The organism is Luteibacter sp. PvP120 (genome assembly GCF_054055715.1).
The window spans coordinates 1-15,274 of sequence record NZ_JBSRXP010000013.1 but is presented as its reverse complement, the minus strand read 5'-3'; the positions used below and the strand labels follow the sequence as shown (position 1 = coordinate 15,274).

Here is a 15,274-nt window from a genome sequence, read left to right as displayed (position 1 = left end):
AAAGCGACGCTCGCGACATTTCCGGTTTCGCTGGCGAGGTGAGCCATTACAATCTGGACGACCTTTGAAGCCCCAACGGAGTTTGCATGCTCAGTCACGTGATGGTGGGTTCCAGCGATATCGAGCGTTCCAAGCGGTTTTACGACGCGGTACTCGGCGTGGTGGGTGCCGGTGAGCCCGTAAGGAACGTGTCGGGCAGCGGTCATGTCCGGTTGTTCTACCGGCATGACGGCAGCTCCTTCTGTGTGACGCAGCCGATCAACGATCTGCCGCCCCAGGCCGGCAACGGCACGACGGTCGGGTTCCGCTGCGACTCGCCCGAGCAGGTTGCGCAATTCCACGACGCGGCGGTTGCGGCCGGTGGGGTATCGATCGAAGAGCCGCCGGGTCCGCGCCAGACCGGTTCGGGCGAGGTCTATCTCGCCTACGTTCGCGATCCGGACGGCAACAAGCTTTGCGCGATTTTCCGTCCCGCGGCCTAGTCCGCGCGGTGGCTTGAAGTGGGGTGCGGCGCGGGCCACTATGCCGCGTCGTCCCTTTTTCGTGAGCGAGCCGCCGTGGCACGAGACTTCCGCATTGCGTCGTTCCTTGCCGTCGCGTCGTTCGTAGGCGGCGTACACGCCGAGTCGCCGGATCGCGACAAGGCACAGGTGATCCCGACCGTCTACGAGGCGGGGCACTTCTTTGCCGTACCCGAGACGGCCGATGGCCAGCGCCTGCGGCTGTTGGTGGACACTGGCGGTGGTGGTGGCGGTGGCATGTACTGGATCAGTAAGGCTGCGGCTCAACGTCTGCACCTGACCATCCGGGAGTGTGCGTTGGGCGACGAAAAAGCGCTTGTGGCGCCGTTGCCGCGCTTCAAAGCCGGGCGTGGGCTGCCGCTTATGGACCGTGGCCCGTGCGGCGCGTCGCTGATGGTGGTTACGGGGGCTCCCGACACCGATGATGGCCAGTTGGGTGCCGGCTATCTGTCCCAGAGTATCTGGACGTTCGATTATCCCGCGCAGCGCCTGATGCTCGAAGGCAAGGCATGGCGGCCCGAGGCCACGGCGCACAAAGTGCCACTCGGGTTTCCCCACGACAAGGACAGGCACCGGGCGTCCGGTTTCCCGCGCGTGAGCATCCGTGTTGACGGCCAGTCCTTGGATATGTTGCTGGACACGGGCGCGTCGTCCTATCCCACGGCGGCGGCCGTGAAGACAAGTGGCACGCCCACCGTGCGCGGCGAAGGTGTGACCAGTTACATTACCACCACGGTTTTTGAGCGCTGGCACGTCGCGCATCCCGAGTGGCGCGTTGTCGAACATGCGGACGACAAGGTTGCCGCCAAGCCCCTCGGGCGCATCATCGAGGTGCCGGAGGTGGAGATCGCGGGCTGGAAGGTCGGACCGGTCTGGTTCACTGAACAACCCGACCGCGCCTTCCACGTGTTCATGGCGCAGTTCATGGACAAGCCGACCGAAGGTGCGGCGGGCGGCAACATTTTCCAGCACTTCGCCATGACCCTCGACTACGCGCACGAGTCGGCATATTTCCGCTGCGTGCAGGGCTGTCGCTGAAGCGGTTATCTACACCCAATGTGGATACGTGCTGCATAAGCCTGTGGACAAGTATGAATTTGCACCGCGTGGCGCCTACTTGCGTCACGCTAGTCATTCGCTGACCAGTGCGTCAGAACATGGTCAGGAGCTTGTACAGGGCGGCACCGGCACCCATGCACGCGGCGGCGAGCGAGGCGATGGCTACGTAGGGATACCACTTCACCTCGGACTGTGCCTTGATGGTCTCTGCCTGCGTGCGCGAGTGCTCCGCCCATACCTTCGCGACTTCCGCCTGCGTGCGCATGGCTTCGAACTGGGTACGCATGGCTTCGAAGCAGAGTTTTTCGAACTCGACGTGGGTGGTTTGTTCGTGGCCTGGTGTGGATGCGTCCGCTGCGTGCATGGTGTCTTCCGTGGTCCGGGTGGTTATCCACAGCCGGTGTGGATACAGGTTGCATAACCGTGTGGATAAGTCGCATATGCGTTGGCCGCTCAACGACTTAGATTGCGCTGGGTGCTTTTTGATCACAGCGTGAGCGATGAGGTTACCCGACACCACTCCTTAGGTCATGCAGGTTGTTCCCGCATCTCATGGCGGAATGTCTGCCTGGGTGAGGGTGGGCGCCATCGGCATGTCCGCCTGCGTTACCCTTGCGGTCGTTTGACCGACCGACGCGCGCATGACCCTGGATACCCGTCCCCTCGCCATCTTCCTGATGGGCCCCACGGCCTCGGGCAAGACGGCGCTTGCCTGCGCGCTGGCCGACCGGTACCCGCTGGGCCTGATCAGCGTGGATTCCGCGCTGGTCTATTGCGGGCTGGACATCGGTTCGGCCAAGCCCGATGCCGCCACGCTGGCGCGCTACCCGCACGAACTGGTGGACATACGCGATCCCGCACACCCTTACTCGGCTGCGGATTTCCGCACGGATGCGCTGGCGGCGATGGCCCGCCAGCACGACGCGGGCAGGGTGCCCTTGCTGGTCGGGGGCACGGGGCTGTATTTCCGGGCTTTGCAGCAGGGCCTGTCCGACCTGCCCGAGGCCGATCCGGCGCTGCGCGAGCGCATCGGCGCCGAGGCGTCACGCATCGGCTGGGCCGCGATGCACGCGCGCATGGCGGCGCGCGACCCGGTGGCCGGTGCACGAATCCGGCCCGGCGATGCCCAGCGGATCCAGCGGGCGCTGGAAGTGATGGCGCTGAGCGGCCGCACCCTGACCGAGCTGCAACGGCAGGGGCAGCGCGAGCGGTTCCCTTGGCGGGTGCTCAAGCTTGCCCTGCTGCCGGCGGATCGCACGCTGCTGCACGCGCGCATCGCGCAGCGCTTCGAGGCCATGATCGCGGAGGGATTCCTCGACGAGGTGCAGCGCCTGCGGGCGCGCGGCGACCTGCATGCCGACTTGCCGGCGATCCGGGCCGTCGGCTACCGGCAGGCCTGGGAATACCTCGACGGGCAGGGAACCGCCACGAACTTCCGCGACCGTGGTATCTATGCCACGCGGCAACTCGCCAAGCGGCAGATCACCTGGCTGCGCAGTGAGCTGGACGCACGCACCTTCGACCCCGACAGGCAGGATCCGCTGCCGGCGTCGGACGTGGCGCTGGCAGGGTTCCTGGAAAAGCCGATACGGTGACGTACGGCGCTTCCAGCCAGCGTTTAAAAGCGGTTAAGATTCAAGACACTTGGACCGGGGCGTCGAAAGGCGTTCTTTTTGCCCGGTCCCGTACGAAGGCGTAGGGGAGAAGAAGAAATGTCCAAAGGGCAATCGTTGCAGGATCCGTTTCTCAATGCGCTGCGGCGCGAGCGCGTGCCGGTCGCCATTTACCTGGTGAACGGCATCAAGCTGCAGGGCACGATCGAGTCGTTCGACCAGTTCGTGGTGCTGTTGCGCAACCAGGTGAGCCAGATGGTCTACAAGCATGCCATCTCCACCGTGGTGCCCAGCCGCAACGTGCGCGTCGGCGGCCACGACCATGCGGACGGAGGCACGGGCGACGTCGAGGGTTGAGGGAACCCCGGCGGCAACCCATATGTGTAAGGACGGGTGCGCGTATCCTTGGGTTACGCGTACCCCTTCTTTTCGATGAGGTCATCCCCCTAAGTGTTCGACAGGCAAAAGAAAGGCGACCGGGCCGTGCTCGTGCTGCCGCATTCCCGCGGCGAAGGCGACGCCATCCGGCGCGGCGAAGAGTTCGCCGAGCTCGTATCCTCCGCAGGCGCCGAGGTCCTCGCGACCATCTCGGCACGCGTCGAGAAACCCAACCCCCGTTTCTATATCGGCACCGGCAAGGCCGACGAGGTCGCCGAGGCCGTGCGTGCGCTCGAGGCGGACGTGGTGCTGGTCGACCACGAGCTGACCCCGGTGCAGGAGCGCAACCTCGAGAAGCAGCTGAAGACGCGCGTGGTCGATCGCGCCGGCCTCATCCTCGATATCTTCGCCCAGCGGGCCCGCTCCCACGAAGGCAAGCTGGAAGTCGAACTGGCCCAGCTCAAGCATCTTTCGACGCGCCTGGTGCGCGGCTGGACCCATCTGGACGCCCAGCGCGGCGGTGCCATCGGCAACCGTGGCCCGGGTGAAACCCAGCTCGAGACCGACCGCCGGCTGTTGGCCGAGCGGGTGAAGATGCTGAGCAAGCGGCTGGAAAAGGTCGGCGTGCAGCGCGACCAGCAGCGGCGCTCCCGCCTGCGCAACACCGTGCCACGGGTGGCCCTGGTCGGCTATACCAACGCCGGCAAGTCCACGCTGTTCAATGCGCTCACCACTGGCGGGGTCTACGCCGCCGACCAGTTGTTCGCCACGCTGGACCCCACGGTACGCAAGATCGACGGGCTGTCCTGCGGGCCCGCCGTGGTCGCCGACACCGTCGGTTTCATCCGCGAGCTCCCGCATGACCTGGTGGCCGCGTTCCGCGCCACGCTGGCCGAGGCGCGCGACGCGGACCTGCTGATCCACCTGAGCGATGCCGCCGACGAGGAGCGCGACCTGCTGCGGCGTGTCGTCGACGAGGTGCTCGACGAGATCGGGGCGGGCGACGTGCCGCAGCTGTCGGTCATGAACAAGGTCGACCTGATCGACGTCGAGCCGCGGATCGACCGCGGCGATGACGGCAAGCCGCGCCAGGTATGGCTGTCGGCGGCGACGGGGCAGGGCGTCGAGGGCTTGCGCGAGGCGTTGGGCGAGTTGCTCGGCGGCGACCGCATCCGCTCGGGCCTTGAGCTTCCGCTCACGGCAGGCCGCCTGCATGCGCGCCTGAAAGCGGCCGGCGCCATTGCCGGGGAGTCCATCGACGAGCATGGCTGGCACCTGGATATCGACGCGCCACGCTCCGTGCTGGCGCCGCTGCTGGGCGACGACGAGCATGCGCGTGCCCTGCGCGACCTGATCGATCCGCCCCATCCGGCGTTCTGAGCCGCACCCGCCCGAACGCATCTGCTAGAATTCACGGCGTTTGCGTGCCTCTACCACGGCGCGCTGAAGGCTTTGCAGCCCCCACCACGGTCCCCCAAGGAGACTGCCGCCCATGGCTTGGAACGAACCCGGCAACGGCCAGAAGGACCCCTGGAACCGCAACCGGTCGGGTGGGCGCAAACCTGACCTCGACGGTGCGCTGAAAAGCCTGAGGGCGCGCTTCGGCAAGTTCGGCGCCGGCAGCGGTGGCGTCACCGCCATCGTGCTGGTCTTCATCGTGGCCTGGTTGCTGGTCAGCAGCTACACGGTGATCGACGCCCGCCAGGTGGGCGTGGTGCTGCGTTTCGGGCAGTTCTCGCGCATCCTGCCGCCGGGCTTCCACCTCAAGGCGCCCAGCCCGATCGAGACGGTGACCAAGGTCGAGACCACCCAGGTCCGTTCTGTCTCCGACAACGTGTCGATGCTCACCCGCGACGAGAACATCATCGCCATCGATTTCAACGTGCAGTACCAGGTGTCGGACGCACGCAAGTTCCTCTACTCCAATGCCGACCGTGAGGAAAACACCATCCACAACGCGGCTGAGGCGGCCGTGCGATCGGTGGTGGGCGCCAACATCATGGACAACATCCTGACCACGCCGGGTGTGGACACGCCCGCGCCGGACCAGGCACCGGTGGCCGGCGTCGCGCCTGCTGCCAAGGAAACCCTGCAGCAGCAGACCCGCGACATCCTCCAGGCCACGCTCGACAAGTACGACGCGGGCATCATGGTCACCGGCGTCAGCTTCCAGAACGTTTCGCCGCCCAAGGAAGTGAAGGACGCCTTCGACGACGTCAACGCCGCGCGCGAAGACAAGCAGAGCGAAGAAAACAACGCCCGCGCCTACGAGAGCCGCGTGGTGCCCCTGGCCCGCGGTGACGCCGGCCGGATCGCCGCGGTGGCCGAGGGCGACCGCGTCGAGCGCATCGCGCGCGCCAACGGCGAGGCCGAGCGCTTCGACCTGCTCCTGAAGGAATACCGCGCCGCGCCCGAGGTCACCCGGCGCCGGCTGTGGCTGGAAACGGTCGAGGAAGTGATGGCGGACAACCCGAAGATCGTCGACGGCACCAACGGCAAGAACATCATCCAGCTGCCGGTCGGCTCGCCCGACAACGCCGTTCGTAACGTGCCCGGCGTCGGCACCGTGGTCCAGTCGGCCACCACCGATGCCACCCCGACCACGAACCCGCCGCAGGGGAGCGCCCAGTGAAGATCGTTTCCGGCCTCATCGTCCTTCTCGTCGTCCTGCTCGGCCTCAACAGCGTCTTCGTGGTCAAGGAAGGCGAGAACGCCTTGCTGCTGCAATTCGGCCGCATCGTCCGTGCCGACTACCAGCCCGGCCTGCACTTCAAGATCCCGGTCGTGCAGCAGGTGATGCGCTTCGACAACCGTATCCTCGGCCTCGACGCCCAGCCCGAGCGCTATTTCACGCTCGAGAAGAAAAGCGTCAACGTCGACTTCTACGTGAAGTGGCGCATCGCCGACAACGCGGCGTTCTATCGCGCCACGTCGGGCGAGGACACCCAGGCGATCCAGCGCCTCACCCCCATCGTGAAGGACGCCCTGCGCCACGAGTTCAACTCGCGCAAGCTGGAAGACCTGATCGCCGGCGGCCGCGAGGACATCACCGGCCAGGTTCGCAAGGACACCGACGCCGCCGCCCGCAAGAACCTCGGCATCGCCGTGGTCGATGTACGCATCAAGCGCATCGACCTGCCCGACGAGGTCAGCGGGTCGGTCTACAAGCGCATGCGTGCCGAGCGCCTGCAGCTGGCCAACGAACTGCGCTATACCGGCCAGGAAAGCGCGGCCAAGATCCGCGCCGATGCCGATCGGCAGAAGTCGGTGCTTCTGGCGGACGCGGAACGCGACGCCACCAAGGTCAAGGGCGACGGCGATGCCCAGGCGGCCGCCATCTACGCCCAGGCCTACAGCCAGGATCCGGAGTTCTTCGCCTTCTATCGCAGCATGGCGGCTTATCGCAAGTCGTTCGCCGATGGCAAGGGCGTACTCGTCCTAAAGCCCGATTCCGAATTCCTGCGCTATCTCAACGACGGCCCCGGTCGTCAGCGCTGATCCGTATCCACATCGCCCGTTCGGGCAACGCCACCAAAGAGAACCGTCAACATGGGTAAGTCAGTCGTAATTCTGGGCGCGCAATGGGGCGACGAGGGCAAGGGCAAGATCGTCGATCTTCTTACCGAGCGCGTCGGTGCCGTCGCACGTTTCCAGGGTGGCCATAACGCCGGTCATACGCTGGTTATCAAGGGCAAGAAAACCGTCCTGCACCTCATCCCCTCGGGCATCCTGCGCGACGACGCGCTCTGCCTGATCGGCAACGGCGTGGTGCTGTCGCCGGCCGCGCTGATGAGCGAAGTCGCCGAGCTGGAAGCCCAGGGCGTCGACGTGCGTCCGCGCCTGAAGATCTCGCCGGCCACGCCGCTGATCATGCCGTACCACATCGCTGTCGATAAGGCGCGCGAAGTGGCTTCCGGCGCCAAGGCCATCGGTACCACCGGCCGCGGCATCGGCCCGGCGTACGAGGACAAGGTCGCCCGTCGTTCCATCCGCGTCGCCGACCTCATGTACCCGCATGAGCTGCCGGAAAAGGTGAAGGCCGCGGTGGATTACCACAACTTCGTGCTGACGCAGTGGCTGAAGGCCGAGCCGGTCGATTACCAGACCGTCCTCGACGAAGCGCTGACCTGGGGCGAATACCTGCGCCCGATGGTCGACGATGTCGCCACCATCCTGCACGACGTGCGCCGCGACGGTGGCAACATCCTGTTCGAAGGGGCGCAGGGCGCGCTGCTCGATATCGACCACGGCACCTACCCGTACGTCACCTCCTCCAATACCACCGTCGGCGGCGCATTGGCCGGCACCGGTGTCGGCGCGCGTGACATCGACTACGTGCTGGGCATCTGCAAGGCTTACGCCACGCGCGTCGGCGGCGGTCCGTTCCCGACCGAGCTCAACGACGACATGGGCGAACTGCTGCGCAAGAAGGGCAACGAATTTGGTGCCAGCACGGGCCGTCCGCGCCGCTGTGGCTGGATCGACCTGGTTGCGCTGAAGCGCGCCGTGCAGATCAACGGCATCGACGGCCTGGCCATCACCAAGCTCGACGTGCTGGACGGCCTGGAAAGCATCAAGGTCTGCATCGCTTACGAATACCGCGGCAAGCGTCGCGAACTGGCTCCGCTGGACGCCGATGGCTGGGACGAGTGCAAGCCGGTGTACCTGGAGTTCCCGGGCTGGGAAGAATCCACCGCGGGCATCCGCGACTGGAACAAGCTGCCGCCCGCCGCGCGCGCTTACCTGCGTGCGGTCGAGGAGCTGTCCGGCTGCAAGCTGGCGCTGGTGGCCACCGGTGCGGATCGTGACGACACGATCATCCTGGACGATCCGTTTGGAGGCGAGGCGGGTTGCTGATCTTGCTTCGGTGAGATGAGGTGAAAAACGCCAGCCTTGCGGCTGGCGTTTTTTTTCGCGCACATCGTGCGCTCCTACCGGGCAGGGGTGTCGTGGCGGGTTTCCAGGGCGTGGAGGTCGAGGTCCTTGACGGATATGGGGCGGTAGTCTTGGCCGAAGGCCACGTCGCCCAGGCGCCAGCCGGCGCGGCATCGGACGGCGCCCCAGAAGCGGCGGAAGGCGTTCCAGTGCAGGCCGACCAAGCCCTTGTCGTTGTCGGCGTCCACCATCGGATCGCCCACGCCCGTGGGGCGGATCGGCTCGCCGTACAGGGCGGTACCGAATACCACGTCCCAGATCGAGAACACCTGGCCGAAGTTGCAGTTGTGCAGGGTGGGACGGTCCGGGTCCACGCGCATGTGGTGCAGTCGGTGGAACACGGGCGAGACCAGTACGCGGTCGAGGACGGGGCCGAAGCGCACGCGGACGTTGGCGTGGGAGAAGTTCTGCACCAGTTCGCCGAGCAGCATCAGCCATGCGAAGTCGGTGGGCTCCACGCCGATGACCAGTCCCACGCCGGCCAGCACCATCGACTGCAGGAAACCGTCGACCAGGCTGCCGCGATCGTTCGTCCAGCAACTCATCTGCCGGGTGCTGTGGTGCATGCTGTGCAGCGCCCACCACCAGGGCAGGGCGTGCTGCAGGCGGTGCATCCAGTAGTACACCAGGTCGTAGATGAGGTAATAGACGACGAACAGCGCCAGCGGATGCCCGGCCAGCGCGGGAATCCAGTGCGTGATGCCCAGCAGCGAATCGTCGCTGCCCGCCTCGTTGCCCGTGCCGCCGAAGTAGTTGCCGATCGGGGTGAGCACGAGGTAGCTGAACATCGGAAAGATGCCCAGCAGCATCATCAGCGTGTATTGGCGGTCCACGCGCGTGAGGCGGCGGTCCGGCCAGCGTTCCGCGGGAATCATCGACTCCAGCGGCCGGAACAGGAAACCGATGATCGCCACCTGCAGCAGCGAGATGAGGATCGCCTCGGCGATCTCCCGCGGGTCGCCGGCCAGTCCGTCCAGGTGGAGGAAGGCCAGGAGGGGAACGATCGCATGGGCGCGTGTGCCCTCGACCAGTGCAGACCAGAGCGCGAACATGCCGCCTACCTTCGCGTGTGCCAGGGCCGCAAGGGTGCACGCGACCGTCCGGAGCATTAAGCTGCACGCCTCTTTCATCGGGCTTTCCGCTCTATGTCACCCTGGTTTTCCCCATGACGCGCTCGCTGTCCGACTGGCTGGCCTACCAGGAGCGCACGCACCCCCGTGACATCGCACTGGGGCTGGATCGCGTCCGTGCCGTATGGACGGCCATGGGCGCGCCACGTCCCGCGCCGCTCGTGGTCACCGTGGGCGGCACCAACGGCAAGGGTTCCACCGTCGCCCTGGTCGAGGGGATGCTGCGTGCCGCCGGCTACCGTGTCGGTTGCTACACCTCGCCGCACCTGGTGCGCTACAACGAGCGCATCCGCCTCGACGGCCGCGATGCCGACGACGCCGCCCTGGTGGCGTCGTTCGAACGGATCGAGCGGGCGCGTGGCGATATCGCGCAGACCTATTTCGAGTTCGGCACGCTGGCGGCCATCGACCTCATGTCCCGCGCGTCGCTGGACGTGGCCATCCTCGAGGTGGGCCTGGGCGGCCGGCTGGATGCCGTGAACCTGGTGGACGCCGATGTGGCCGTCATCACCACGATCGACCTCGATCACCAGGACTGGCTGGGTGGCGACCGCGACAGCATCGGTCGCGAGAAGGCCGGCATCGCACGGCCCGGCCGACCGGCGATCGTCGGCGAGCGGCAGCCGCCGGACGGCCTGCTCACGGCGCTGGCGGCACACGGCGCACGCCTCGTCCGCGCGGGCATCGACTACCGCGTCGAGCCGGCAGGTGGCGATGGCGACGCCGCGTGGACCTGGGTGCACGCCGACGGCACGCGGCATGCGTTGCCGTTGCCGGCCCTGGATGCGCCGGTGCAGCTCGACAATGCAGCCACCGCCATCGCCGCCGTTCATGCTTTGGTCCCGCGGGTGGTCGTGCCGACCGCCGCGCTCCGCCATGCGCTGGCCGCGGTACGGGTGCCGGGCCGCCTGCAACGCATCGGCGAGCATCCAACGACCGTCGTGGACGTGGGGCACAACCCCCAGGCGGCGCGCGCCCTGGCCGCCTGGATCGATGCGGAGCACCGCGACGGACGCCTGTTGGCCGTGTACGGCGCCTTGTCCGACAAGGACACGAAGGGCGTGATGGCCGCCTTGGGCGACCGGGTCGATCACTGGTACCTCGCCGGCCTGGACGGGGACACGCCCCGGGGCCTTGCCGGGCCGGCTCTGGCGGACAGCCTCGCGGGGGTCCTGCCGCATGCCGCGCACGCGGTGTTCGACGATGTCGCCAGTGCCTGGGCCGGGGCGCGTTCCGCGGCCGGGGAGGGCGACACCGTCCTGCTGTTCGGCTCGTTCTTCGTCGCCAGCGCGGCACTGGCCGCTACGACGTGAACGCCCCGGCGCCCGGGGCGTCGGGGCCACCCCTTTGCCGGCTATAATCGGCTCGATTCGCTTTGCGCTGGTCGTATGGAGCCTTCCTTGAAAACACGCTTGCTGGGTGCCGCGGTACTGATCGCGTTGCTGGTCCTGTTCGTGCCCATGATGTTCTCCAGCGCGCCGCCGAAATCGGACGCCGACCAGACGGTCAGCCTGGAGATTCCGCCCGCGCCCGATCGCGAACTGCAAACCCGTACGCTCGATGTGGCCCCCGGCGGTTCGCCCGCCGCGGCCAACGGTGCGGCGCAGGTAGCCGGTACGACGCCCGCCAACGGCGGTGCGCAGCCGGTCCAGGCGCCTGCTTCGCCGCCGGCCACGGTCACGCCCGGTGGTGGCAGCAAGCTCGCCTCGGTGGACATCGCCTCGCGCAAGCCGGCCGACGCCCTGCCGGAAGATTTCGCCAATGCGCCGGCGTCTCCCAAGGCCGCCGCGCCGGCCACGCCAGCGGCTGCTGTCGCCACGGCCAAGCCGCCCAAGGCGGTTGCCGTGCCCGCCGCCGAGCCCAAGGCCGCCGCCGCGGAGGCCCTGCCCACAGGTACGGCCGGTCGCGGCAGCTACAGCATCAACCTGAGCGCCTACGCCGACCGCAGCAAGGCCGATGCCCTCGTGCAGAAGGTGAAGGCCCTCGGCTATCCCGTCAGCACCGCCGCGACCAACCAGGCGGGCAAGTCGCTTACCCGTGTTACCGCCGGGCCGTTCGAGACGCGCGCCGCCGCGGAAGCCGCCCGGTTGAAGATTACTGCCGCGGCGCCGGGCGCGCCGGCCTCGCTGTCGTCCCGACCGGAGACCCAGACCGCCGATGCGCCGGCGCGGGCTGCACCCACGCCCACGCAGGCTGCGGCGGCCGCGCCGACGGCCGCCGCGGTTCCCGCCGCCTCGCCGCGCGCCGGTGGCTTCGCCGTCCAGGTGGCCGCGGTCAGCAGCGAGGCGGAAGCCACGCGTCTGCGCGATAAATTGCGTGGTGCGGGCATCGCCGGCTATGTCGATACGGTCGTCGCCTCCTCGGGGGCCAAGCTGTGGCGCGTGCGTGCCGGCCCGCAGACCCAGCGCGACGACGCGACGCGCCTGAAAGACCAGATCAAGGCCAAGGTCGGCCTCGACGGCGTCGTGGTGTCGGCGCCGTAACGCTCGCATGACCACGACACCATGGGGGGCGCCATGAGCTGGGTGGACTACGTCATCATGGGCGTGCTGTTCATCTCGGCCTTGATCGGCCTGGTGCGCGGCCTCATTTCCGAAGTGTTGTCGGTGGTGGTGTGGGTCTGCGCCTTCTGGGCCGCCTGGACGTTCGGTCCGCTGATCGCGCAGCGCCTGGAGGGCAGCATCTCGCTGCCCATGGCGCGCATCGGCATCGGCTATGGCGTCTGCTTCATGGGTGTGCTGCTGATCGGCGGCCTGTTCCGCTTCATGATCTCCCGCCTGGTGGCCAGCACGGGCGTTGGCGGGCCGGATCGCCTCTTCGGCATGGCCTTCGGCGCGCTGCGTGGCATCCTCATCGTCAGTCTGGTGGTGTTCGCCATGGGCTTCACGCCGTTGCCCAACGAGCCGATCTGGCGTGAATCCGCCTTGCTGCCGCAGTTCGCCGCGCCAGCCGCCTGGCTGGGCCAGCAGGTGCCCGGCAACGTGCGTCAGTACCTGCATCCGCCCGCGGCGCTGCAGGAGATGAAAATGCCCAACATGTCGATGCCCAGCGGGGCCGACCTGATGAAACTTCGCGACCTCACCATGCCAGGGCAGGCGCCGAAGAGCGATAATGCTCATCCTGCCGCCGCGACCACGTCGGCCCATCAGTAGAAGGCAACACCATGTGCGGAATCATCGGCATCGTCGGTACCACGGAAGTGGCATCGGCCCTGTATGACGGCCTGACCGTCCTGCAACATCGCGGTCAGGATGCCGCCGGCATCGCTACCGTGGATGGTGCGCGGCTGCGCCTGCACAAGGGTAACGGCCTGGTTCGCGACGTCTTCAACTCGGCTGGCGTCAGCCGGTTGCGTGGCCGCATCGGCATCGGGCACTGCCGCTATCCCACGGCAGGCTCGGAGGGCACGGAAGAAGCCCAGCCCTTCTACGTCAACTCGCCCTATGGCATCGCCTTTGCGCACAACGGCAATCTGGTCAACACCGAGGCGCTGCGCAAGGAGATGTTCGAGGACGATCGTCGCCATATCGACACCGACTCCGACTCCGAGGTGCTGCTGAACGTCCTCGCGCACGAGTTGCAGGTGGACGATCGCGGGGCACTGACGCCGGAGCACGTGTTCAAGGCGATCGGCAACGTGCATGCGCGTGCGCGCGGCGGTTATGCCTGCATCGCGCTGGTGCTGGGCTATGGGCTGATCGCCTTCCGCGATCCGAACGGCATCCGTCCGCTGGTGCTCGGCGAGCGTGTGTCGCCCGAAGGCCGCGAATACGCCGTGGCCTCCGAATCGGTGGCGCTGGACGTACTCGGCTTCAAGCGCGTGCGCGACATCGAACCGGGCGAGGCGGTCATCATCACCGAGGGCGGCGAGTTGCATGCCCGTCGCTGCGCCGAGAACGCGGTGCACGCGCCGTGCATCTTCGAATACGTGTACCTGGCGCGTCCGGATTCGATGATCGAGGACGTGTCGGTGTACAAGGCTCGCCTGCGCATGGGCGAGAAGCTCGCCGAGAAGATCCTCCGCGAGCGCGGCCCCGATCACGGCATCGACGCGGTCATCCCCATTCCCGACACCTCGCGCACCGCCGCCAGTTCGCTGGCGCAGGCGCTGGGCGTGCCCATGCGCGAAGGCCTGGTCAAGAATCACTACATCGGTCGCACGTTCATCATGCCGGGGCAGGGCGAGCGCGTGAAATCGGTCCGCCGCAAGCTCAACACCGTCGAGCTGGAATTCCGCAAGAAGAACGTGTTGCTGGTGGACGACTCCATCGTTCGTGGCACCACCTCGCGCCAGATCATCCAGATGGCCCGCGACGCTGGCGCAAGGAACGTCTATTTCGCCTCCGCCGCGCCGCCGGTGCGCTACCCGAACATCTACGGCATCGACATGCCGGCCGCTTCCGAGCTGATCGCCGCCGGTCGCACGGTGGAGGAAGTGGAGAAGGCGCTGGGTGCCGACTGGCTGATCTACCAGGATCTGGAAGACCTGATCTGGGCGGTCAACGACGGCAACGAGGACCTCAAGCAGTTCGACACCTCGTGCTTCTCCGGTGAGTACGTCACGGGCGTGGACGCCGGTTTCCTGGAACAGCAGGAAGCGATGCGCTCGGATTCCGCGAAGCACGAACGCCGCAGCGCCTGATCGCCGGCGGCGCCTCGATGCCCTCCGGCTGACGTCATGTCCGACGTGCACGATCTCCACGCCGCGGCGGGGCGCTGCCTCGCCGCCACCGATCCCGCGGAGAAGGTACGCCTGAGCTTCGCGACCTTCGCCGCGCTGGAAAGTGGCGACCTTCGACCCGACTCGGCCTCACCGCCGCCGCGGCCTATCGAGCTACCCGGGCGACCCGATCGCCCACGGCTGGTGTCGCCGCGTGCGTTGTCGCAACGCGGGCTCGGTTCGCCGGAGGGCCGCGCCGCGCTGATCCACGCCATCGCGCATATCGAATTCAATGCAATCGACCTGGCGTGGGACGCGGTCTATCGTTTCCGTGGCAAGCCCGATGCGTATTACCGGGACTGGGCCGCCTGTGCCAACGACGAGGCGCGGCATTTCACGATGCTGTCGGGCCGGCTGGCCGAACTGGGGCATGCCTACGGCGATTTCGACGCGCACAACGGCCTGTGGGAGATGGCCGAGAAGACGGCGCACAGCGACACGGCACGCATGGCGCTGGTGCCGCGCGTGCTCGAGGCGCGCGGGCTGGATGTCACGCCCGGCATGATGGAGCGCCTGCGCCGCCAGCAGGACGATCGCACGGTGGCCATCCTGGACGTGATCCTGCGTGAGGAGGTGGCCCACGTGGCCGCCGGCACGCGCTGGTTCCACTGGTGCTGCGCGCGCGACGGCATCGACCCTGAAGCCACCTTCGCCCGTTTGCTCGACGACTACATGAATGGCTCGCTGCGTGGCCCGTTCAATCTCGATGCCCGCCGCGCCGCCGGTTTCTCCGAAAGCGAACTCAGCTGGCTCGCCACCCTGGACAATCGCCCCGCCGTTTGATCCCGGTAGGAGCAACTGTCTTTTTCAGGCCCCTACCGTGCCGTGCCATGGAGTCTGATCGCGGACCATGGCGTTGAGGGTGATGAGCAGTTTGCGCATGCAGGCCACGATGGCCACCTTCGGAGGCTTGCCTCG

Annotated in this window: 15 protein-coding genes and 1 pseudogene; 13 read left to right on the top strand and 3 right to left on the bottom strand. The window is 67.2% G+C overall.

Annotated elements, in window-relative coordinates; all coding sequences use genetic code 11:
• The first annotated feature begins 86 nt into the window (after positions 1 to 86).
• Both ACVKN3_RS18490 and ACVKN3_RS18485 read left to right on the top strand, forming a co-directional pair.
• A complete protein-coding gene (locus ACVKN3_RS18490; protein ID WP_354517486.1) occupies positions 87 to 482 on the top strand; it encodes a VOC family protein in 396 nt (131 codons plus the stop codon).
• 75 nt (positions 483 to 557) lie between these two features.
• Positions 558 to 1,559, top strand: a complete 1,002-nt coding sequence (locus ACVKN3_RS18485; RefSeq protein WP_354517484.1) for a hypothetical protein — start codon at positions 558 to 560, stop codon at positions 1,557 to 1,559.
• 112 nt (positions 1,560 to 1,671) lie between these two features.
• Here ACVKN3_RS18485 and ACVKN3_RS18480 read toward each other — a convergent pair whose 3' ends face one another.
• Positions 1,672 to 1,944: a hypothetical protein gene (locus ACVKN3_RS18480; protein WP_354517482.1), complete on the bottom strand. Its 273-nt coding sequence runs from the start codon at positions 1,942 to 1,944 to the stop codon at positions 1,672 to 1,674.
• 277 nt (positions 1,945 to 2,221) lie between these two features.
• On the opposite strand from ACVKN3_RS18480, the gene miaA reads away from it, so the two are divergent.
• The 6 genes from miaA (at position 2,222) to ACVKN3_RS18450 (ending at position 8,428) form a co-directional block, all read left to right on the top strand.
• Complete coding sequence (gene miaA, locus ACVKN3_RS18475) at positions 2,222 to 3,175, top strand: tRNA (adenosine(37)-N6)-dimethylallyltransferase MiaA (RefSeq protein WP_354517480.1); 954 nt, start codon at positions 2,222 to 2,224, stop codon at positions 3,173 to 3,175.
• 117 nt (positions 3,176 to 3,292) lie between these two features.
• Positions 3,293 to 3,550, top strand: coding sequence for an RNA chaperone Hfq (gene hfq / locus ACVKN3_RS18470; RefSeq protein ID WP_036142805.1), 258 nt, complete (start codon positions 3,293 to 3,295; stop codon positions 3,548 to 3,550).
• A 93-nt stretch (positions 3,551 to 3,643) separates the two neighbouring features.
• A complete protein-coding gene (hflX, locus tag ACVKN3_RS18465; protein WP_036142801.1) occupies positions 3,644 to 4,951 on the top strand; it encodes a ribosome rescue GTPase HflX in 1,308 nt (435 codons plus the stop codon).
• A gap of 112 nt (positions 4,952 to 5,063) precedes the next feature.
• Entirely contained in the window at positions 5,064 to 6,203 is a 1,140-nt protein-coding gene (gene hflK / locus ACVKN3_RS18460; RefSeq protein WP_285406376.1) for a protease modulator HflK, read from the top strand.
• On the top strand, positions 6,200 to 7,069 hold the full coding sequence (gene hflC / locus ACVKN3_RS18455) for a protease modulator HflC (protein ID WP_036142798.1): 870 nt from the start codon (positions 6,200 to 6,202) through the stop codon (positions 7,067 to 7,069). The genes hflK and hflC overlap by 4 nt, the downstream gene beginning before the upstream one ends.
• 51 nt (positions 7,070 to 7,120) lie before the next feature.
• On the top strand, positions 7,121 to 8,428 hold the full coding sequence (locus tag ACVKN3_RS18450; RefSeq protein ID WP_036142797.1) for an adenylosuccinate synthase: 1,308 nt from the start codon (positions 7,121 to 7,123) through the stop codon (positions 8,426 to 8,428).
• Between the two features lie 74 nt (positions 8,429 to 8,502).
• On the opposite strand, the gene ACVKN3_RS18445 is transcribed toward ACVKN3_RS18450, so the two are convergent.
• Positions 8,503 to 9,558, bottom strand: a complete 1,056-nt coding sequence (locus tag ACVKN3_RS18445; protein ID WP_354517475.1) for a sterol desaturase family protein — start codon at positions 9,556 to 9,558, stop codon at positions 8,503 to 8,505.
• Positions 9,559 to 9,671: 113 nt separating this feature from the next.
• Between ACVKN3_RS18445 and folC the strand changes: the two genes are divergently transcribed.
• The 5 genes from folC (at position 9,672) to ACVKN3_RS18420 (ending at position 15,139) form a co-directional block, all read left to right on the top strand.
• Positions 9,672 to 10,949, top strand: a complete 1,278-nt coding sequence (gene folC / locus ACVKN3_RS18440; protein WP_285406381.1) for a bifunctional tetrahydrofolate synthase/dihydrofolate synthase — start codon at positions 9,672 to 9,674, stop codon at positions 10,947 to 10,949.
• An 87-nt stretch (positions 10,950 to 11,036) separates the two neighbouring features.
• Positions 11,037 to 12,119: an SPOR domain-containing protein gene (locus tag ACVKN3_RS18435; protein ID WP_285406382.1), complete on the top strand. Its 1,083-nt coding sequence runs from the start codon at positions 11,037 to 11,039 to the stop codon at positions 12,117 to 12,119.
• A gap of 33 nt (positions 12,120 to 12,152) precedes the next feature.
• Positions 12,153 to 12,788, top strand: coding sequence for a CvpA family protein (locus ACVKN3_RS18430; protein WP_036142787.1), 636 nt, complete (start codon positions 12,153 to 12,155; stop codon positions 12,786 to 12,788).
• A gap of 11 nt (positions 12,789 to 12,799) precedes the next feature.
• Positions 12,800 to 14,278, top strand: coding sequence for an amidophosphoribosyltransferase (gene purF / locus ACVKN3_RS18425; protein ID WP_036142784.1), 1,479 nt, complete (start codon positions 12,800 to 12,802; stop codon positions 14,276 to 14,278).
• 45 nt (positions 14,279 to 14,323) lie between these two features.
• Positions 14,324 to 15,139, top strand: coding sequence for a ferritin-like domain-containing protein (locus ACVKN3_RS18420; protein WP_354517488.1), 816 nt, complete (start codon positions 14,324 to 14,326; stop codon positions 15,137 to 15,139).
• A gap of 24 nt (positions 15,140 to 15,163) precedes the next feature.
• Here the strand turns inward: ACVKN3_RS18420 and ACVKN3_RS18415 are convergent.
• Positions 15,164 to 15,274 (bottom strand): annotated as a pseudogene (locus ACVKN3_RS18415) (IS110 family transposase); the annotation flags it as partial.